Raw genomic sequence first — 18,701 nt, forward strand, 5'->3', positions numbered from 1 at the left:
CCTCAAAAATTACGACTATTTTCACCTTCGACTGTCAGATTTCTGTGCATCAAACGTGAAAATACCGCAATCGCACGTCATCACCGGCAGAATCGCGCCCTTTGGTGACGCATAAATACGGAACGCTCTCGAATGTCGCTTGTCCGCTCTATCGCCACGGTGAGTGGCTTTACGCTGTTGTCCCGCCTTCTGGGATTTTGCCGCGATATTCTGATTGCCGGGATGCTTGGGGCGGGCGGCATGGCCGATGCGTTCTTTGTCGCGTTCAAGTTTCCCAACCTGTTTCGTCGCCTGTTTGGCGAAGGCGCGTTTTCCGCAGCCTTCATCCCGCTTCTGGCCGGTGACATTGAAAAACGTGGTATGGACGCGGCCCGCGAATTTGCTGCGCGCGCCATGTCGATGCTGATCCTGATCACCGGTTTTCTGGTGGCGATTATCGAAATCCTGATGCCCTGGGCGATGTATGTGTTTGCGCCGGGCTTTGCCGAAAATCCCGAAAAGTTCGAACTTGCTGTCGAACTGTCGCGCATCACGTTTCCCTATCTTGCCTTTATTTCCGCCGTCGCGCTGATGTCGGGCGTGATGAATACGCTTCATCGCTATGCCGCCGCCGCCGCCGCCCCGATCATTCTCAATATCTGCCTGATTGCGGCCTTGCTCGGCTTGGCACCGGTGACCGAAACCCCGGCCCATGCCTTGGCTTGGGGGGTGGCGATTGCCGGTGTGGCACAGTTCCTGATGCTGGTGATTGCGTGTAAACGGGTCGGTTTCGCCATAAAATGGCAGATGCCGCGTGTTGATGACCGCATCAAGCTTCTGGGCAAACGCATGATCCCGGGCATGATTGGCGCCGGCGTCTATCAGATCAATCTTCTGATCGACACCATGCTGGCCTCCCTCGTCTCGGATGGCGCGGTCTCCTGGCTTTATTATGCCGATCGCGTGCAACAATTGCCGCTGGGTGTGATTGGCATTGCGATTGGCACCGCCCTTTTGCCGACATTGTCGCGCCAATTGCAGGGTGATGATGCCAAAACCGCGATGTATAGCCAGAATCGCGGCATCGAAATTGCCCTTCTTCTGACCCTTCCGGCCGCCATAGCCCTTGGTGTCATGGGCCTGCCGGTGATCAATGTCCTGTTTGAACGCGGGGCATTTGGCGCGGAAGAAACCCTCATGACCGGCATGGCGCTCACGGTCTTTGCCTTTGGCCTGCCGGCCTCGGTTCTGGTCAAGGTCCTCGCACCCGGCTTCTTTGCGCGCGAAGACACCAAAACACCGATCCGTATCGGCATTTCCTGCATGGTGCTCAACATCGTTCTGATCGTGGTACTGATGCCATGGTTCGGGCATCTTGGCATTGCGGCGGCAACGTCTGTTTCGGTCTGGGTCAATGCGACCTCGCTTGGTCTTATTTTGCATCGGCGGGGCGACCTGACCTTTGATGCCCGCCTTGCCCGACGCATCCCGCGCATTCTTGTTGCATCAGCACTGATGGGATCGGCACTCTGGTTTGCGATTGATGCCTTCTGGCAAAATGATGCGCTTTCGATCACACGCATCATCACCATGGCGGTGATTGTAACCGGTGGCATGGCCGTCTATGCGATTACGGCCCAACTGCTTGGTGCGACCAGCTTTTCCGAGCTCAAGGCGACGCTCAAACGCGGAAAACCCGCCTGATCCGAATATTTCCGGGCATTTCCCGAAAGCAGCTTGACCAAATCGGGCCAGACCCTAAACTCGCGCGCTGTTTGCTTGCATGCTCGTCCGCCGGCGGGTGTCCAAAACCTGGCGGAGTATGCAGGCCCTGTTAAACTTAAATTGAAATGGACGACGACGTTATGGAACGTGTGTTTTCGGGCGCTCAGCCCACCGGTAACCTTCACCTTGGCAACTATCTTGGCGCGATCCGCAACTGGGTCGAACTGCAGAAGAAATATGAATGCATCTTCTGCGTGGTCGATATGCATGCCATCACGGTCTGGCAAGACCCCAAGGAACTGCGTTCCAACATTCGCGAACTGGCGGCCAGCATGATTGCTTCGGGCATTGATCCGGAAAATCAGGTGCTGTTTAACCAAAGCCAGGTTTCCGCCCATGCCGAACTGGCCTGGATCTTTAACTGTGTCGCGCGCATCGGCTGGATGAACCGCATGACCCAGTTCAAGGAAAAGGCGGGCAAACATCGTGAAAACGCGTCGCTCGGCCTTTATGCCTATCCGAGCCTGATGGCGGCTGACATTCTGGCCTATAAGGCGACCCATGTACCGGTCGGCGAAGACCAGAAACAGCATCTTGAGCTGGCACGCGATATCGCGTTGAAATTCAACACCGATTACGAGGTCGAAGGCTTCTTCCCGCAGCCGGAACCGCTGATCCTGGGTCCGGCAACGCGTGTGATGTCGTTGCGTGACGGCTCGAAAAAGATGTCAAAGTCCGATGCGTCCGATATGTCGCGCATCAACATGACCGACGATGCCGAAACGCTTGCCAAAAAAATCCGCAAGGCAAAAACCGATCCGGAACCGTTACCATCCGAGGTCGCCGGTATTGAAGGCCGCCCGGAAGCCAAAAACCTGATCACCATCTATGCAGCGCTGACCGACAGCACGGTCGATGCAGTTCTGGCAGAACATGGCGGCACCCAGTTCTCTGGCTTCAAACAGGCGCTGACCGACGTGGTTGTCGAAAATCTGGCACCGATCACCGAAGAAATGGCACGGCTCAAGGCCGATCCGGCCTATATCGATTCCGTTCTGGCCAAGGGTGCCGAGCGTGCCAACGCCATCGCCCAGCCGATCCTCAAAGAGGTCAAGGAAATCGTCGGTTTCCTCAATAGCTGATCGCACCAGACCATCTGAACATCAAAAAGCCCGCCGGTTTAAACCAGGCGGGCTTTTTTGTTTTGATTTCGAAACATGCCTTATCAGATCGCATTTCCAGACGGTGAAGGCTTCTGCTGCATCGCCTGATATTTCTTCAGACCATCCATCATCGTCTGGCTGAACCAAGCACCCACCGGCGCATCGCCATTCAGGTTATCAGACGCCTGCTGCAACAGCGGGTGATCAGCTGGCGCGTCAGCAGCCGGTGCATTGGCGGGAATGGCCGATCCACCCTGATCTTTGTTGGCGACATCGTATCCGTCATAGGCGGTTTCCGGGCGATCATCGGCCACCGCATTGCTGCTGGCGACGGCATCTGCCGCCATGGTTTGTGCCTTGTCACGGCCAAGGGCAGCGTTAAAGCGGGCCGCCATTTCGGCCGCCGACAGTGGCGTGCCATCTGGCGACGTCGTCTGTATTTCGCTGGCCTTGCGTTCTGCGGTCTCGGCCTTCACGGCATTCAGTTTGGCGTATTTGGCTTCATGGGCGGCCATTTCAGCGGAAATGGCCATGCCGTTGGTCTGGCGGCTAAGCCGGCCGCTGCTGGCGGCACGCGCCCATACGGTATTGGCATCACCGGTGCTGGTGACCGGGCGACGCGCGGTCTCGGTTGCCGTCGAATTGGATGCGACGGTCCGGTTGAAGGCAGATACCGGGTTCGCCGTTCCTGCCGATGCCATGGCAACGGTCAGTTCTGCCGGATCGGTTGAGGGCGGGACAGATGCCGAAGCAAGTTCTGCCTCAGGCTGCGTTGTTGGCTGGGTTTGGCTGGCTTGTGCAACCTGTGCAGCCACTGTCTGAGGCATTTGCGCACCTTGTGCCCACGGCACATTCAAATCAGAGGCCCGAACGCCCGTGCTGCCAGCTGCGGCATTCGATGCCAGCATCGCCTGATCAACCGGGGCCGTTGGCGCAGACTGTACAATGGTGGCCTGTTCGGCCGGGCTGACGGATTGTGATTGCGCGCCGGTCATCCAGGGCAGAACCAGATCGCCCTGATAGGCGCTGTTTTGCGCAACCGTGGTTGCCTGATTGGTAGCCGCGTTCGCATTGCCTGCATCGGCCACCGCCGTGCCATCATCAATGCCGCTGCCTCCAAACCCGTCTTCGACCATCGCCATGAAGTGGGTGCCGGTATCGTCGCCGGTGACCGCATCGACCACGGCATCAATCGCCGCCCCGGCAAGGCCAAACACCCCGCCAAACAGGCCGCCGCCCGCAACGCGCGCGCCATTGCCGATCTCATCGCCGGTCAAGGAACGATAAATCATCCCGACACCGGGAATATGTTGCAAGGGATTGATCACATCGAGGAAATCGGTGAATTCAAAGCCATCCTCGCCAAACATATATTGCGAGAATGTCCGGCCTTCGGATGTGCCAGAAAGCTGGTCGGCAGCATTGGACTGGGCAAACTTGCCGTTTGCCGCCCCATTTGTGCCACCTGCACCGCCCGCGCTACCGGATAGGCTACCGGGCGAAATTTGCCGCCAATTTTCACCAATCGACATGTCTGTCCTCCTCTTGCCATCTGTTTTGCAAAAGGAGTGCCAGTTTTAACGCAGTCTAACGCTTTGAATTATCGATATTTTCTTGGGAAATAATTTCGCCAGACTTGCCTGTCGGAATCTTCTGCCGGGTAGCATCGGCATCTTCAAGACCCGTAAGCTTATAAGAGCGGCTTAGAATAAATGCCCCGCCCGGTCCTTTTTGGTCTGCAGATAAAACTCGTTATGACCATTGGACGGGAATTTATGCGGGACACGCTCGGAAACTGTAACACCCCAGCTTTCAAGCCCGGTCAGCTTTTCGGGGTTATTGGTGAGCAAACGCACGCTTTCAAAGCCCATCTGACGCAGCATTTCGGCCGCCGGGCGATAAACGCGTTCATCGGCGTCAAAGCCAAGCTCCTCGTTGGCATCAAGGGTGTCAAATCCACGATCCTGCAGGGCATAGGCGCGCAGCTTGTTCACAAGCCCGATGCCACGCCCTTCCTGACGCAGGTAAAGCACAATACCACCCTGCCCGCTTTTGGCGATTTCCGAAATCGCACCACGCAACTGCGGCCCGCAGTCACAGCGCAAAGATCCGATAAGATCGCCGGTAAAGCATTCCGAATGCAGGCGAATAAGCACCGGTTTGTCCTTGACCGGTTCATCAATGACGATGGCCAGATGTTCCTGCCCGCCATCTTCCGGGCGAAACGCAATCACAGTCACGTTTTCGGCATCTTCAAGCGGCACACGCGCTTCGCTGACCTGGCGCAAGGATGCGGCCGAGGCATTTTCATAGCCATTGATGCTTTCAGACTGCAAAACCAGCAGGTTCTGTGCGCGGGCAAGGGTTTCAAGCTGATCGGCACTGACCGGCACCGTCACAACCGCGGGCAACAAACGGGCAAGTTTCGCCAACCGAATGGCGGCATTTTCCGCCATGCTGACCGGTCGCCAATCGCCCGCAGGCAACGCATCAAGATCAAGCAACGGATTGGCTATTTCACCCAGACGATTGGCATCAACAGCCGATTGGTCGGCTGAAACAAAGGCGACAAACGGATCATCCTTGGCCGTCTGACCAAGCGATTTGGCCCGCACACGCGGCAGGACAATTGCCGGTGAGGTGTCGCTTCCGGCGATGTCACACAGACGTTGCAGACCATGTTGTGACAGTGGCTCGGCGGCAATCACCGCAACGCTGTGGGCTTCGCCATTATCATGCCCCTGAACCAGGACGATCTCGCCACGGCGCAAATCTGCCACGGCGCGGGAAACCGTTACCAGATCGGTTGCCGGGATCAGATTGCTGTCATTTTGGGCCGTCACGGCAGAGCTTTGGGTCATCGGCATCTTGTCTTTGTGATCACAACATCGCGATCCGGTGGCTATGGGGCTGGATAAAGACCCGGTTTAATTCATATAAGCGCATCAGGCGATGCGAACCTGCTTGGTCGGTGATGCGCAAAATCGCAGGAAGAAGCACATCTTTCAAGATTTTACGACATCACGTTTTAGACAAATCGCCCCTACTACCTAATCCGGTTGGGCCGGGAGTTAAAGGACCAAACAGAAAACAGTTTGTTCTTGAAAATACAACTTAAGATGCTGATCCTATGGTTCAGCGCGGAATACGTAATGCATATATGGCGGGCCGGACCCGAAAGCGCCACAAAAACAAGCCGGTAAAATCAACATCAGGCGCAGACCCCGGATATGACGGCGGATCTGACAAGCAGCAAGGGATGGTGAATGTCGACAGGTAAACAGGTTCTGGTGGTTGAGGACGATGCAGCGCTCAGCCAGTCTTTGACGGAACAGCTCAGACTTCATGAAGATTTCGAATGCGTGGTTGCCAACAGTGGCAAGGAAGCACTCGATCTTGCCAAGGATTCCTATTTTGATGTGATCCTGCTTGATGTTGGCCTGCCGGATATGGATGGCCGCGATGTCTGCAAACTGATGCGGCGCGCCAATGTGAAATCACCGATCATCATGCTCACCGGCGCCAATAGTGACTCTGACACCATTCTGGGTCTGGAATCGGGCGCCAATGACTATGTCACCAAGCCGTTTCGCCTCAATGTGCTTTTGGCCCGCATCCGTGCGCATATCCGCCAGCATGAACAAAGCGAGGATGCCGTCTTTGTTATTGGCCCCTACAGCTTCCAGCCCAGTGCCAAGATCCTGATTGAAACCGCGACCGAGAAAAAAGTCCGCCTGACGGAAAAGGAAACCTCGATCCTGAAATTCCTGTTCCGGGCTGGTGACAAACCGGTCAGCCGTGAAACATTGCTGGACGAAGTCTGGGGCTATAACGCTGGCGTTACCACCCATACGCTTGAAACCCATGTGTATCGCCTGCGTCAGAAAATCGAGAAAGATCCGTCAAACGCGGCGATCCTGATCACCGAACCAGGCGGTTACAAGCTAATCCCCTGATCAGACACTGGTTTTAGAACCCACCAAAAGAAAATCCCGCTGATGCGGGATTTTTTTGTCACAGATGTCGGGTTACGGCGTCTATGTTATCGCCCTGATTATCCACAGAACAGCCCAGTTCATGCAATCTGGCGTTAAATACACAAAACCGACCTAAAATATGGCCTTTTTCACAGGTTTTCGCCCCGAATATCGATTTAGATACCGAAATTTAGGCCTTTTAAGGCCAATCAATAGCCCCGGGAGCCAAAAAGTGCTGTCCCAACCCGCACATGGGTGGCGCCAAACCGGATTGCAGCCTCGTAATCGCCGCTCATGCCCATGCTTTTGATTTTAAGACCATGGCGATCGGCAATCTTGCCAAGCAGAGTGAAATGCGGAGCGGGTTCCTCATCGACCGGGGGAATGCACATCAGGCCAATGATCGGAAGTTTAAGCTCTTCGCGGCACATCTTGATGAAATCATCGGCATCCTTTGGCGCGATGCCGGCCTTTTGCTCTTCCTCGCCAGTATTGATCTGAATGAACAGATCCGGGCAGGCACCGGTTTTATCGCGGTGTTTGGCCAATGCATTGGCCAGCTTCGGGCGGTCCACCGTTTCAATCACGTCAAACAGGGCAACCGCATCCTTGACCTTGTTGGTCTGAAGCGGCCCGATCAGATGCAGCTCGATATCAGGAAACTCGGCACGCAATTCCGGCCATTTCCCTGCGGCTTCCTGCACGCGGTTTTCACCAAACACACGCCTGCCATCCACCAATGCCTTGCGCACATGATCGGCATCATGGTTCTTGCTGACACAGACCAGCGTCACATCACCCGGATCACGACCGGCGGCGTCACATGCCGCATTGATATTGCTCTGGATTTCGGCAAGGTTGTCGGCAACGTCGGTTTTGCCAGATGACAGATCATGATGGCTCATGGAGGGTGGTCCTTCATCGGTAACGCATTCAGGAACGGCAGGTATAGCTGCCAAGTCGGGAGTGTATCAATGGATAAGGCCCTGTTAAAGCAGGCACGCAGGCTCAACCTGCGCAATGGCGGCCCGAATTGCCCGATTCCGCCGATTGTCCTGATGACCGATGATCAAAGATTACCCAACCCGGAACCCGCCATCCGCGCCCTGCCCCGCGACAGCATGGTCATTTTCCGCCATTACGATCATCCAATGCGCGCAAAGCTCGGCGCAAAGCTCCGCACAATCTGCCGCGCAAAGGGCATTCCCTTTCTTGTGGCAAATGACGTTGGGCTCGCACTCCGGCTCGATGCCGACGGTCTACATTTCCCTGAATACCGTGCCCTGGCCGATCCCGGTATTTATCAGCGAATTCCGGTACACTTTATGCGCACATCTGCCTGCCACGCCCCAAAAACGGTTCAATGTCTTGGCCTTCTTCCGGAAACAGCGCGTCCCGACGGTGTCCTGATTTCCCCGATCTTCCCCACCCAAAGTCATCCGGGCGCAAATCTGATGTCACGCGCCGATATCCGCCAGATTTCAAGGATGTGCCACATGCTCGGCATCACACCGATTGGGTTGGGTGGCATAACTGCACAAACAATCGGAAACCTGCGGACTTCCGCACTTGCCTCCATCGCCGGGATCGGGTTTTCTGTTGCCACCACCCCATCCACCCGTTGACCGGAGTTCTCCCGCAAAATGCCCCGGGCCCCGCACCCATCGCGCAAGACATTCACCCGTTTTGCTTCCAAACAGCCGTTTCAGTTTGGCCTGCCCAATGTCAGTTCCGAACTTAGCCAGAGCTCAGACAACAGCCCGATCTATTTCACTCGGGCAACATCGCTGCTGCGGCGGCAGGTTCTGGCAACGGCGTCCGGGGTCAAGATCAAATCTGACAATTATCGGTTTCAGGTTCTGCCGCGTGATGGCTGGGGCGAACGGGATTTTTCCGGAAAATCAGTGCTGTTTCTGATCCCCGATGACGCGCTGGGCGACTGTGTCGGCATGGCGCTGTTTTTCCGGGCGCTCAAACAACGGTTTGGCGATATCCGGATTGGCGTTCTTAACGCTGGCAGCGCATCGGACATCTTTGCGCTGGTGCAGGGAATCGAGATTTTTCAGCTGTTTATCTCGAGCGCACAGCTCAAAAACTTCGATCACGTCATTGATCTCAGTGAAATGGAAGGCTGGCGGGATATCGCCACCATGCCGGTCAATCCGGAAGAAGCACTCTGCGAGGCCTTTGGCCTCCCCCCGGTCCCACTCGAGAAACGACAGCTACCAAAGGGAACGCGACTTAAAGTCGGGATTGTGCCCATGGCATCCTCACCGTTACGAACCCTGCCCCCCAAGCTCGTCAGTGAAATTACAGCCATGCTGGCCAAACGGGATTGTGACATCACCCTCGTGCTCAATGCCTATCAGGGCGTGATGAAAGCCTACAAGGCCGCACTTGGTCCCCTTGCAGGAAACAGTATTCGGGTTGTCGATGGCTTCAAAACGATTGGCGATCTGGTCTCGTTTGTCGCACAGCAGGATTATCTTGTCGTCGCCGACAGCGGCCCCGCCCACATCTCCAAACTGTTCCAGACCCCAGGAACTGGCATTTACAGTTCGGCCGACGCCAAAACGCTCCAGGGCCGACATACGAATTTACGCGCCTGGCAAAGTGATTTCACGGGACCACATTGCAGCGCCCCCTGCGGGCTGGCAAAACTGCGCGCAACACCTGATGGTAAAATTGGCTGTATGGGAAGTCTTGGTCTCCCCATCACGGCACTGCCAGACACACCCGAAAAAAGTGATCCCGAATTGGCCCGGGCATTGGTCACAAACAAACCGGTGCCCTGCGTTGCCCGTTTGGAAACGGACATTCCAGCAATCAGCGACTTGATATCCCAAGACCTCGCCAAAGCTTGAACCCTCCAAAAGCGTAATCCGTTCGCGCTAATCACATCGACAAAGATCCAAACAAACAAAAAGAAAGGGCGGCCGAAGCCACCCTTTCAAAGCCCTGCATAATTCCGAAGAATTAGAAGGTAAGCGCGATACCGGTAACCGCACCGTAACCGTCGTTGTCGGCGATCGCTGCGTTATCGGATTCGTCATCGAACCAGAAGATTGACGATTTCCAGGCAACGCCTGCGCCAAGCGCATAGGACATCCCGAGGTCAACCGTGCTGACTTCACCGGTACCGGACAGATCAACGCCATCAGAGGAGCTGTCGATGTCGCGGTTGCCGTATTCCGCATAACCATAGGTCAAAGAGACGGTTGCTGCATCCATCGCATAGGAGACGCCAACGTCAAATGCGTCGGTGTCGTCACCGGTGCGGGAGTTTTCACCCTGTGCATAATCGTCTTCGATGTGACCCCAGGAGGTACCGACTACGAAGTTGCCGAAACCAACGGTCGCACCAAGGCCATACCAATTGCCTTCGCCCTGGTTTTCACCAGTTGCAGAGAACCCGAGCGCGATACCATCGAATTCGCCCTGGTAGTTGATGCCAGCCGAGAGGATGTTATCGCCATCGGTTGCGGTGTCGTTGTTGTTCGAACCGCTATCATCAGCATAAGAGAAACCAAGCTGGAAGCCGCTGATGTTCGGGCTGTAGTAGGTGAAGCGTTTCTGGTCGCCGCTCGACGGAACGGTATCGATCAGGTATGCATCAACCCAGTTGGTCAGGTCGCCATCGTTGACGCCTACCGGACCAACGGACGGTGCAGTGAAGCCCATCGAGTCAGCAGCGCTGTCGTCTTTGCCGAGGCGTACTTCACCGAAGCCACCATTGATGTACAGGTACTGTTCATCAATCTGGTCAGACGAGGTTTCGCCTTCGAGTTCGATTTTCGCACCAACTTCGATGCCGTTATCAAGCGTGGTTTTGCCCGAGAAGTGAACTTCGGTGTCGGACTGGAAGGCGTTCTTGGATTCGCCAACATCCTGGTCAGCTACACCAGCCCACTGTTCCATGTAACCACCAACCGAAAGCTTGATCGGCTCGGAAGCCTGCGCGGTACCTGCGGCTGCGACAGCGACGAGTGCGCTGGAAGCAAAAAGAATCTTTTTCATCATAACCCTCAATAGAATGACGTTTTGGGACGAAGGGGTGTGAACCGGACGGCCCTTCGTTCTGTCGAGAGTGATATGGCCATTGAAATGAATAAGGGTCAATTATAATAAATGGATTGTGGTCAGTTAAACGACGGTGTGTTGTATTTTTGCAACTTTTGTGTGCCGTTTCTGTTGGGAAATCCGTAACTCGTTGGGTATATATCAGTCAGTTACCTAGTACGTCGCTCGACATTACTCTCTGTAATCACGCATAATTAACTTATGGTCATTTAATGATAACGTTTCGATTCTCTCACAAATCTGAGTCTTGATATCGATTGATAAGGTGAACCTTGGACGGAGACAAGACGAACGACGTCTTTGACATCACCCCGCGTTTTTGATCACGACCGAGTTTTTAACGCTGTTACGTAGCGTCCCAACTGTGCTCGATGGAGACACGCGTTCGTCTCTGAATTGGCAGGCGAGAAAACAAAAAAAAGAAGGGGGTGGAAAATCCACCCCCTTCAATCTGTCGTCTAATCTTAGGAAAGATTAGAAGCCAAGACGGAAGCCGGTAACAACACCGTAACCTTCGTTGTCGTCTGCAGCACCCGGGTTTTCGCCCTGATCGTCGAACCAGAAGATCGACGAACGCCAGCTAACGCCTGCACCGAGGGTGTAGTCGAGACCTGCATGAACAGTGTTGATTTCGTCAACACCCGAAACGGTCGCGGAACCATCGTTCTCACCATATGCATAGGTAAGGGAAACGGTAGCTGCGTCCATCGCATAAGATACGCCGATATCGAAATCGGTGGTATCTTCCAGCTTGTTAGCACCTGCAGCCGGCTCGCCAGCGCCGAATTCGCCATCGGTTTCAGATACAGAAGCACCAACGGTGAAGTTGCCGAAACCAACGGTTGCGCCTACGCCGTACCATTCGCCTTCCTGGAAGCTCTCACCAACGAGGGAAACGCCAACGGAAACACCGTCGAAGTCGCCACGATACTCAAGACCACCAGAAACGCGGCTATCGCCGGTTGCAACGGTGTTGCTGTTTTCGGAGGAGTCGTCGTCTGCGTAGGAGATACCAGCTTTGAAGCCACCAAGGGTCGGGGTGTAGTAGGTAACGCGTTTGGAGTCACCACCAGCCGGAACGGTGTCCGGAATTGCGTTGGTGGTTACCCAGTTGCCAAGGTCGCCGTCGTTCGCGCCAACCGGACCAACGGACGGAGCGGTGATGCCCATGTCAGCTGCTGCGCCGTCTTCCGCGCCGAGACGAACTTCACCGAAGCCGCCGCTGACATACATCCACGATTCGTCAATGTTGGTTGCGCCAGACGAACCATCGTCAGCCGAATTACGAACGTTGCTGTTGTTGCCTTCGAGTTCGATGGAAGCACCAACTTCAATACCGTTATCAAGGGTGGTCGAACCCGAGAAGTGGATTTCGGTGTCAGACTGAATTTTGTTTTTGGCTTCGAAGCGGTTTTCTTCAGATGCAGCGCCTACCCACTGCTCCATGTAACCACCTACGGACAGGCTGATCGGCTCAGAAGCCTGAGCTGCGCCTGCGAAACCAACAGCGACAAGTGCGCTGGAAGCTACCAGAATCTTTTTCATCTTTTCCCTCAACGTCTTTGAATGCGTTTTACGCAATACAAATATTTTGGACAGCTTTTGCCGCCCGGTTCGACGCTATGGAGCCAGCATTTGGCTGCCCCGTCAATCATAGTGTGATCAAAATGCGACATTTGTTTAAAAATGTTGCACAAAAACCACACATGTTTTTATTTGCCGTTTGGCCCAACCGCCTTATAGTGCGGTCACGTATTAGAAAGGCACTCTTGAATAAGGTTCGCAACGTGCACACTTATCTCGCGAAATCACTGGGCATTTTATCTATTTTAGCCGTCGTGTCCGGCTGTGCGGGTAAATCGGACCACGCAAACATGCCCGGTTCCGCACCAGGTGATCAACGTGTCAATGGCAGAAGTGCTACAGTCAACGATATTAGGGAACAAGGCTCACTGTTCGGATCGGACGGACTGAATATTTTCGGCGGTGAAGAGAAGCAAGAAGGCTCCGGTTCCGGCATCGGTGTGAACAGTTTCCTGTGGCGTGCGACACTTGATACCCTCTCCTTCATGCCCTTGAATTCTGCTGATCCGTTTGGTGGTGTAATTATTACCGACTGGTACACGCCGCCGGAATCTTCAGATGAACGCTTCAAACTGACAGCCTACATCCTTGGCACAGCCCTGCGCTCGGATGCCATTAAGGTTTCCGTCTTCCGCCAGGTCAATGTCGGGCCTAACCAGTGGCAGGATGCGGTTGTTGAACCGGGAACTGTCACCTCGATGGAAGACGCTATCCTGACCCGCGCCCGTCAACTGCGCATTGACAGTGCGAATTCTCAATAAGGCTGATGTCGCAAGACACACTTTACATATCGTCTGAATACAACCCCCATTCGCTGCAATGCGACTGGGGGTTTGTTGTATCGGCAGAACGACGTGATGTTTTTGAGGTGATACCAGACAGTCTTGCGACGATTCGCACTGCACTCTATTTCTCAGTTCTTAAGGCATCACCACCGGATTTTTCGCCGCCCCCGTCTCAGCGCGATCATCCTGCCAAGGTAACAACCGACGAAACAGTGGGCAATGGCGCACAGCTCTATCATGAAGTCGGGTTCGATATCATGTCACTCGCTTTGCTAGCCGATGTGCCAGCCCACCGACCCTTACACCTGACACAAAACAGCCTGATTGGTCATTGGCGTTGGTTACGTGACGTCTGGCGTGTGGGATACTCGCGCCCACAGTTTACGGCTACCATGGATACTCGGAACGCGGTGACAGAGGTATTACGAAACGGCAAAAACAATCTTGCCATCGCCGAGCTGCGTAATCTGTTCAAAAAGGTGCAGCAGGAGCCCGACAATTCCAAGCTGTACATTTCTTTTCTGAACAGCCTATCTCTGTTTTGCCCTTTCATCGCAACCGAACTATTGTGGCGCCAGGGCCGGATTGAACAGGATCCAGTCAGCCGGTCCCGGACCAATGATAAAGAAGGTATAGTTGAATGACATTGCGCGCGGTTTTTCCGATTCTCGCACTCTTGGCCGTGACAACGCTCAGCGCCTGCGGATTTCGCCCGCTCTATGCCACAGCGGGTGATGACTACAACACCGCAGCCAATATGGCCCAGGTGAAAGTCGCGCTGATCAACGACCGCGTCGGTCAACTGACCCGCAATGCCCTGCTAGAGACGCTGACCCCGCGCGGGCAAAGTGCCAACCCGCTCTATGACCTACAGTTGACCCTGAGCGAATCGACAAGCGAGCAAGGCTTTACCAAGGAAAACGAGGCAACGATTGCCGATTTCCTGATTAACGCACAATACGAACTGGTCCGCCGAACCGATACCAAGGTCCTCCGCAAAGGATCGGTTCGCGCCCGCACCAGCTACAACATCGTCGATTCGGATTTTGCCAGCATCGAGGCCAAAAATGCCGCGCGCAGAGATGCCGCACGCAACCTCGCCCAGCAGCTGGCCAACCAAGTCGCGATTGGCCTGCGGTCACAATAACGCCTTTCTCCGAACCCTTTACACGTCACGCCCACTCCCCAACGAACCACAAGGCGCATCATGAAGCTCAAGGCAGCACAGGTTGAAAACTTCTTGCGCGCCCCGGATGCGAAGGCGCAGCTGGTCCTGATCTATGGCGAGGACGAAGGCCTTGTGCGTGAACGTGCGACCAAACTGGCCAAAACCGTGGTCGAGGATCTCAAGGATCCCTTCCGCGTTATCGAGCTTGGCGCCGCCCAACTCAAGGAAGATCCCAGCCGCCTGCGCGACGAGGCCGCCGCCATGAGCTTTGGCGGCGGGCGCCGTGTGATCCGGCTCCGCGATATCGGTGATGCACAGGCGCCTGTGATCGCAGATTTCCTGGGTGATCCGGCCGGCGATGCCCTGATTGTCATTGAGGCCGGAAGCCTTCCGACTCGCTCCAAACTGCGTCAGGCAGTCGAAAAGGCCGGCAATGGCATGGCCCTGCCCTGCTATGCCGATGGCGCGCGCGACATCGAAAGCCTGATCCAGTCGATCATGGAAGAACACAAACTGCGCATTGACCGCGACGCGACAAGCTATCTGGTCGCCAATCTCGGGTCTGACCGCATGATTTCACGAAGCGAGCTTGAAAAACTCGCCCTCTATGCGCTGAAGGACGGCCAGGTCACACTGGCGGACGCCATGGCCTGCGTCGGCGACAGTTCCGCCCGCCACTATGACGATGTCATTCAGGCCGTCTCACAGGGCAATGTCGTCAATCTTGATGCCGCCCTGACCCGCCTGGTCGAAGAAGGCCTCAACCCGGTCGGCGCATTGCGCATGATGATCAGCTATTTTCAGAAGCTTCATCTGGTCAAGGGACAGGTGTCCCAGGGTGCCAGCGCCGATCAGGCGATGAAGTCGCTCCGCCCGCCGCTGTTTTTCAAGGCCGCCGATCAGTTTCGCGCCAATCTGAATTACTGGGCGGTCAATAACCTGCAGCGTGCGTTGCAAATCCTGCTGGAAGCCGAAAAGGACTGCAAAAGCGGCCTGGCCATCCCCGAAACCATTGCGCACCGCGCCATGATCAAGGTCGCGGTTGCCCGCCAGAAACAGGTCAGACGCTAACCGCCAACCCGATTCGCCAGTCTTCAGCGCCATCAAGGTAATTGGTAATTAAGGCCAATGCCGTATTGGCGTACCCGACTGGAATGCGTCCAAAACGCACCAAAACGCAAAAACGCGGTCCGGGATATAAGACCCGCACCGCGTTAAATATCTAAAGGATCCGCTTCACCTCAACCGTTCCCCGGCGGGATTTTGCTTCTTCTTCTTTAAGCTTCTTAAGCTGATCGATCTTGTCGCGATTAAGATCCTTCATGCTGGTTTTGGTTACGGCTTTTTTCCCGTGCCATCTGCAACCTCCTCCAGCACATCCTCGTCGACTTCTTCCTGCGCGATTGGCATATCGCCCTCGGGCTCATCGTCGATCATCAGGCTGTCGTCATCGATCCCGTCAAGATCACGGCCGCCGTCAACCGCATCGGCAATCGATTCGAGCTCGCTGGTCAGCGCATCCTCGTCTTCGTTTTCCGCGTCATCGACCGATTCGGCTTCAAACTCGTCATCTTCGATAAACATCGAATCGAACTCGTTTTCATCCGGGCCGGGCGCAGCATCAGCATCGGCATCATCAGAAATGTCGGCGGCCTTGCCATGCGTCAGGCGCTGCAGGATGTCATCAAGCTGCTCAAGCGTTTCATAGCGGATCGAGATTTTACCCGCCGATCCGTCGAAGTCGATATTGACCGCCAACCCCAACATGTTGCTAAGGTCACGCTCCAGAGACACCGTATCTGGGTCTTTCTCGATCGAAGACCGGCCCGATGATTTCTTCGGACGCGCAGACTTGCCGCCGTCGGTCTTGACCAGTTTCTCCGCCTGACGGACATTCAGGCCCTTCTTGACGATCTGGGCCGCAAGCTCGACAGCATTGTCCGCACCCAGCAATGCACGGGCATGGCCGGAGCTTAGAACCTTGTCTGAGAGCATCTGTTTGATCGGGGCTGGCAGGCCCAGCAAACGCAGGCTGTTGGCAATGTGGCTGCGGCTTTTACCCAGGGCCTGGCCAAGCGCTTCCTGCGTGTGGGAAAACTCGCTCATCAGGCGATTATAGCCCTCCGCCTCTTCAAGCGGCGACAGATCCTGACGCTGCAGGTTTTCAATCAGGGCAATTTCGGCGGTTTCGCGATCATCAAACTCGCGTACCAGAACCGGCACTTCATGAAGCTGTGCCCGCTGGGCCGCGCGCCAGCGACGTTCGCCAGCGATGATTTCATATTTGGTTTCGCCCGTCGAAGAGGCACGCACCAGAATCGGCTGAATAATGCCCTTTTGGCGGATTGAGGCCGCCAGATCATCAATCGCGTCATCATCAAAATTGCTACGCGGCTGAAACGGTGACGGTTTCAGATCGGTGATCGCAATATGCTGCGTCGTCCCGCCCGGTCCCGGATGGGCCGCCTCGGCGCTATCGCCACTGGTGGCAACCGCAACTTCTTCGTCCTCTTCACCCAGAAGTGCAGATAGTCCCCTGCCCAACCCGCGTTTTTTTGCTTCGCTCATGCTTTCACCCCTTCGCGTTTCAGGACTTCGCTCGCAAGATTCAGATAGGCCCGTGAACCCGGGCACTTCATGTCATAGACCAGCACCGGTGTTCCGTGGCTGGGGGCTTCGGAAACGCGGACATTGCGCGGAATCACCGTGCGATACACCACATCTCCGAAATAATCGCGCACATCGTTGGCCACCTGGGCCGACAGGTTGTTGCGCTTGTCATACATGGTGAGCACAATGCCCTGGATTTCAAGGTTCGGATTGAACGCCTTCTTGACCCGCTTGATGGTGCGGACCAGATGGCTGACCCCTTCAAGGGCAAAGAATTCACATTGCAACGGCACCAGAACCGCATCGGATGCCACCAGCGCATTCAGGGTCAAAAGACCCAGCGACGGCGGGCAATCGATCAGGACGTAATCAACATCGTGCGGCAGTTTGCCAAGCGATTCCTTAAGCTGCATCTCGCGACGGTCGAAATCGACCAGCTCGATCTCCGCCCCCGACAGATCCATGCCCGACGGCACGATGCTCAGCCGCGGGATCGAGGTTTCCTTACGTGCCTCTTCCAAGGTATTGCCGTTGATCAGCACGTCATAGGAACTGATTTCGCGGTCGGACGGACGCAGGCCCAAGCCGGTACTGGCGTTGCCCTGCGGATCAAGATCGACAATCAGAACCCGCTGGTTCACAGCGGCCAGTGCAGTTGCCAGATTGATCGTCGTCGTGGTCTTGCCCACACCGCCCTTCTGGTTGGCCACGGCGATGATGCGCGGACGATGCGCGGCACCATCAGATTTCGTCGAAAGCGGCAAATCAATAACATCCGTCACCGGCCCACTCCTTTTAAGATCATCACGACACCGTCCGGATCGACCAGGCTGGCATGCGTGGTTACATCAAATGTCCAACCGGCGTCGCGTGCGTCCGCCAGCTCATCCTCAAAGGCACGTCCCTTCAGCAGCACATAATGGCCACCGTCTTTCAAATGGCGCTGCCCCAATTCAAGTAGCTTCGGCAATGGGGCAAAGGCGCGCGCCGTAATCACATCGGCCTGCCGCGGGGCAGCCGCCTCAATCCGTTCGCGGGCAATCTCGGTCTTATCCAGCACACCGCAAACCCGGGCGGCTTCCATCAGGAAGACGGTCTTTTTGGTGTTGGATTCCATCAGGGTGACGTTATTGGCGCCAAGGATCGCCAGAACGATGCCCGGGAACCCGGCACCAGATCCAAAATCAACGATTTTGCCGGTTGTCGCGATGTCCTGAACATAGGGCCAAAGCTGCGCAGAATCCTGTAAATGACGTCCCCAAACGTCTTCGGCCGTGCTGGCGCCAACGATATTAATCCGTGGCTGCCACTTCACGACAAGGTCTGCATACTGGCTGAGGCGATCCAATGTTTCACGTGAAACATTCAAATCCTGCTCAAACCATGTTTTTACGGGTGTGGAAATTGTCTGCATAGTTGAGTTATAGGCCGAGCCCAAAAAACACACCAGTCTTGATTTTCGTGCTTTTGTGTTTTTGGTCGCGTCGGATGCGATAAAATCGGAATAAAACACATTGAATGTTTCACGTGAAACATTCGCACGTCCAAAACGCATCATTCCAGACCCAAAACACCGCACATTCGATGAAGTTTACCTGCCCACCGACCCCGCATGGGCGACTCCACCACC

17 protein-coding genes are annotated in these 18,701 nt (G+C 55.3%); 9 read left to right on the plus strand and 8 right to left on the minus strand.

Going from position 1 to position 18,701, the window contains the following annotated elements; translation table 11 throughout:
- Positions 1 to 132: 132 nt before the first annotated feature.
- Entirely contained in the window at positions 133 to 1,683 is a 1,551-nt protein-coding gene (gene murJ / locus IT893_RS19035; protein WP_197146311.1) for a murein biosynthesis integral membrane protein MurJ, read from the plus strand.
- A gap of 161 nt (positions 1,684 to 1,844) precedes the next feature.
- Positions 1,845 to 2,846 carry a tryptophan--tRNA ligase gene (gene trpS, locus IT893_RS19040; RefSeq protein WP_197147753.1) on the plus strand — a complete coding sequence of 334 codons (1,002 nt, stop codon included), beginning with the start codon at positions 1,845 to 1,847 and terminating at the stop codon, positions 2,844 to 2,846.
- An 83-nt stretch (positions 2,847 to 2,929) separates the two neighbouring features.
- Here trpS and IT893_RS19045 read toward each other — a convergent pair whose 3' ends face one another.
- Both IT893_RS19045 and ribA read right to left on the minus strand, forming a co-directional pair.
- Positions 2,930 to 4,399 carry a hypothetical protein gene (locus IT893_RS19045; protein ID WP_197146312.1) on the minus strand — a complete coding sequence of 490 codons (1,470 nt, stop codon included), beginning with the start codon at positions 4,397 to 4,399 and terminating at the stop codon, positions 2,930 to 2,932.
- Between the two features lie 171 nt (positions 4,400 to 4,570).
- Entirely contained in the window at positions 4,571 to 5,728 is a 1,158-nt protein-coding gene (ribA, locus tag IT893_RS19050; protein WP_063086835.1) for a GTP cyclohydrolase II, read from the minus strand.
- A gap of 405 nt (positions 5,729 to 6,133) precedes the next feature.
- Here ribA and IT893_RS19055 point away from each other — a divergent pair, with 405 nt between their 5' ends.
- Positions 6,134 to 6,823: a response regulator transcription factor gene (locus tag IT893_RS19055; RefSeq protein ID WP_008888737.1), complete on the plus strand. Its 690-nt coding sequence runs from the start codon at positions 6,134 to 6,136 to the stop codon at positions 6,821 to 6,823.
- Positions 6,824 to 7,053: 230 nt separating this feature from the next.
- Here IT893_RS19055 and IT893_RS19060 read toward each other — a convergent pair whose 3' ends face one another.
- Entirely contained in the window at positions 7,054 to 7,749 is a 696-nt protein-coding gene (locus IT893_RS19060; protein ID WP_197146313.1) for a YggS family pyridoxal phosphate-dependent enzyme, read from the minus strand.
- A gap of 69 nt (positions 7,750 to 7,818) precedes the next feature.
- Here IT893_RS19060 and IT893_RS19065 point away from each other — a divergent pair, with 69 nt between their 5' ends.
- A complete protein-coding gene (locus IT893_RS19065) occupies positions 7,819 to 8,469 on the plus strand; it encodes a thiamine phosphate synthase (RefSeq protein WP_197146314.1) in 651 nt (216 codons plus the stop codon).
- An 18-nt stretch (positions 8,470 to 8,487) separates the two neighbouring features.
- Entirely contained in the window at positions 8,488 to 9,708 is a 1,221-nt protein-coding gene (locus tag IT893_RS19070; RefSeq protein WP_197146315.1) for a glycosyltransferase family 9 protein, read from the plus strand.
- Positions 9,709 to 9,820: 112 nt separating this feature from the next.
- Here the strand turns inward: IT893_RS19070 and IT893_RS19075 are convergent, their stop codons facing one another.
- Together IT893_RS19075 and IT893_RS19080 are read right to left on the minus strand one after the other, a co-directional pair.
- Complete coding sequence (locus IT893_RS19075; RefSeq protein ID WP_064780465.1) at positions 9,821 to 10,861, minus strand: porin; 1,041 nt, start codon at positions 10,859 to 10,861, stop codon at positions 9,821 to 9,823.
- 537 nt (positions 10,862 to 11,398) lie between these two features.
- Positions 11,399 to 12,469 (minus strand): porin, encoded by a 1,071-nt coding sequence (locus IT893_RS19080; RefSeq protein ID WP_064780211.1) that lies wholly within the window; start codon positions 12,467 to 12,469, stop codon positions 11,399 to 11,401.
- 329 nt (positions 12,470 to 12,798) lie between these two features.
- Between IT893_RS19080 and IT893_RS19085 the strand changes: the two genes are divergently transcribed.
- The 4 genes from IT893_RS19085 to holA are packed head-to-tail and all read left to right on the plus strand — an operon-like array spanning position 12,799 to position 15,532.
- On the plus strand, positions 12,799 to 13,269 hold the full coding sequence (locus IT893_RS19085; RefSeq protein WP_083997000.1) for a DUF3576 domain-containing protein: 471 nt from the start codon (positions 12,799 to 12,801) through the stop codon (positions 13,267 to 13,269).
- A 5-nt stretch (positions 13,270 to 13,274) separates the two neighbouring features.
- Positions 13,275 to 13,937 carry a hypothetical protein gene (locus IT893_RS19090; protein WP_064780212.1) on the plus strand — a complete coding sequence of 221 codons (663 nt, stop codon included), beginning with the start codon at positions 13,275 to 13,277 and terminating at the stop codon, positions 13,935 to 13,937.
- Entirely contained in the window at positions 13,934 to 14,440 is a 507-nt protein-coding gene (locus IT893_RS19095) for an LPS assembly lipoprotein LptE (protein WP_064780213.1), read from the plus strand. Before IT893_RS19090 ends, IT893_RS19095 begins: the two co-directional genes overlap by 4 nt.
- 60 nt (positions 14,441 to 14,500) lie before the next feature.
- Entirely contained in the window at positions 14,501 to 15,532 is a 1,032-nt protein-coding gene (gene holA, locus IT893_RS19100; RefSeq protein ID WP_064780214.1) for a DNA polymerase III subunit delta, read from the plus strand.
- Positions 15,533 to 15,796: 264 nt separating this feature from the next.
- On the opposite strand, the gene IT893_RS19105 is transcribed toward holA, so the two are convergent.
- From IT893_RS19105 to rsmG, 3 genes are read right to left on the minus strand one after another with little or no spacing between them, the layout of a single operon-like run.
- Positions 15,797 to 17,029, minus strand: a complete 1,233-nt coding sequence (locus IT893_RS19105; protein ID WP_197146316.1) for a ParB/RepB/Spo0J family partition protein — start codon at positions 17,027 to 17,029, stop codon at positions 15,797 to 15,799.
- Positions 17,026 to 17,853 (minus strand): ParA family protein, encoded by an 828-nt coding sequence (locus tag IT893_RS19110; protein WP_008888748.1) that lies wholly within the window; start codon positions 17,851 to 17,853, stop codon positions 17,026 to 17,028. Before IT893_RS19110 ends, IT893_RS19105 begins: the two co-directional genes overlap by 4 nt.
- Positions 17,850 to 18,440 (minus strand): 16S rRNA (guanine(527)-N(7))-methyltransferase RsmG, encoded by a 591-nt coding sequence (gene rsmG / locus IT893_RS19115; RefSeq protein ID WP_245227746.1) that lies wholly within the window; start codon positions 18,438 to 18,440, stop codon positions 17,850 to 17,852. The genes IT893_RS19110 and rsmG overlap by 4 nt, the downstream gene beginning before the upstream one ends.
- Positions 18,441 to 18,701 lie beyond the last annotated feature (261 nt).

It is taken from the genome of Thalassospira sp. A40-3, assembly GCF_015871485.1.
Classification (GTDB): Bacteria; Pseudomonadota; Alphaproteobacteria; order Rhodospirillales; family Thalassospiraceae; genus Thalassospira; species Thalassospira tepidiphila.

What these genes read in the sequence shown, in the direction of transcription:
- murJ (WP_197146311.1), top strand. Translation starts at nt 133, where the DNA reads ATGTCGCTTGTCCGCTCTATCGCCACGGTGAGTGGCTTTACGCTGTTG.
- trpS (WP_197147753.1), top strand. Translation starts at nt 1,845, where the DNA reads ATGGAACGTGTGTTTTCGGGCGCTCAGCCCACCGGTAACCTTCACCTT.
- IT893_RS19045 (WP_197146312.1), bottom strand. Translation starts at nt 4,399, where the DNA reads ATGTCGATTGGTGAAAATTGGCGGCAAATTTCGCCCGGTAGCCTATCC.
- ribA (WP_063086835.1), bottom strand. Translation starts at nt 5,728, where the DNA reads ATGACCCAAAGCTCTGCCGTGACGGCCCAAAATGACAGCAATCTGATC.
- IT893_RS19055 (WP_008888737.1), top strand. Translation starts at nt 6,134, where the DNA reads ATGTCGACAGGTAAACAGGTTCTGGTGGTTGAGGACGATGCAGCGCTC.
- IT893_RS19060 (WP_197146313.1), bottom strand. Translation starts at nt 7,749, where the DNA reads ATGAGCCATCATGATCTGTCATCTGGCAAAACCGACGTTGCCGACAAC.
- IT893_RS19065 (WP_197146314.1), top strand. Translation starts at nt 7,819, where the DNA reads ATGGATAAGGCCCTGTTAAAGCAGGCACGCAGGCTCAACCTGCGCAAT.
- IT893_RS19070 (WP_197146315.1), top strand. Translation starts at nt 8,488, where the DNA reads ATGCCCCGGGCCCCGCACCCATCGCGCAAGACATTCACCCGTTTTGCT.
- IT893_RS19075 (WP_064780465.1), bottom strand. Translation starts at nt 10,861, where the DNA reads ATGAAAAAGATTCTTTTTGCTTCCAGCGCACTCGTCGCTGTCGCAGCC.
- IT893_RS19080 (WP_064780211.1), bottom strand. Translation starts at nt 12,469, where the DNA reads ATGAAAAAGATTCTGGTAGCTTCCAGCGCACTTGTCGCTGTTGGTTTC.
- IT893_RS19085 (WP_083997000.1), top strand. Translation starts at nt 12,799, where the DNA reads ATGCCCGGTTCCGCACCAGGTGATCAACGTGTCAATGGCAGAAGTGCT.
- IT893_RS19090 (WP_064780212.1), top strand. Translation starts at nt 13,275, where the DNA reads ATGTCGCAAGACACACTTTACATATCGTCTGAATACAACCCCCATTCG.
- IT893_RS19095 (WP_064780213.1), top strand. Translation starts at nt 13,934, where the DNA reads ATGACATTGCGCGCGGTTTTTCCGATTCTCGCACTCTTGGCCGTGACA.
- holA (WP_064780214.1), top strand. Translation starts at nt 14,501, where the DNA reads ATGAAGCTCAAGGCAGCACAGGTTGAAAACTTCTTGCGCGCCCCGGAT.
- IT893_RS19105 (WP_197146316.1), bottom strand. Translation starts at nt 17,029, where the DNA reads ATGAGCGAAGCAAAAAAACGCGGGTTGGGCAGGGGACTATCTGCACTT.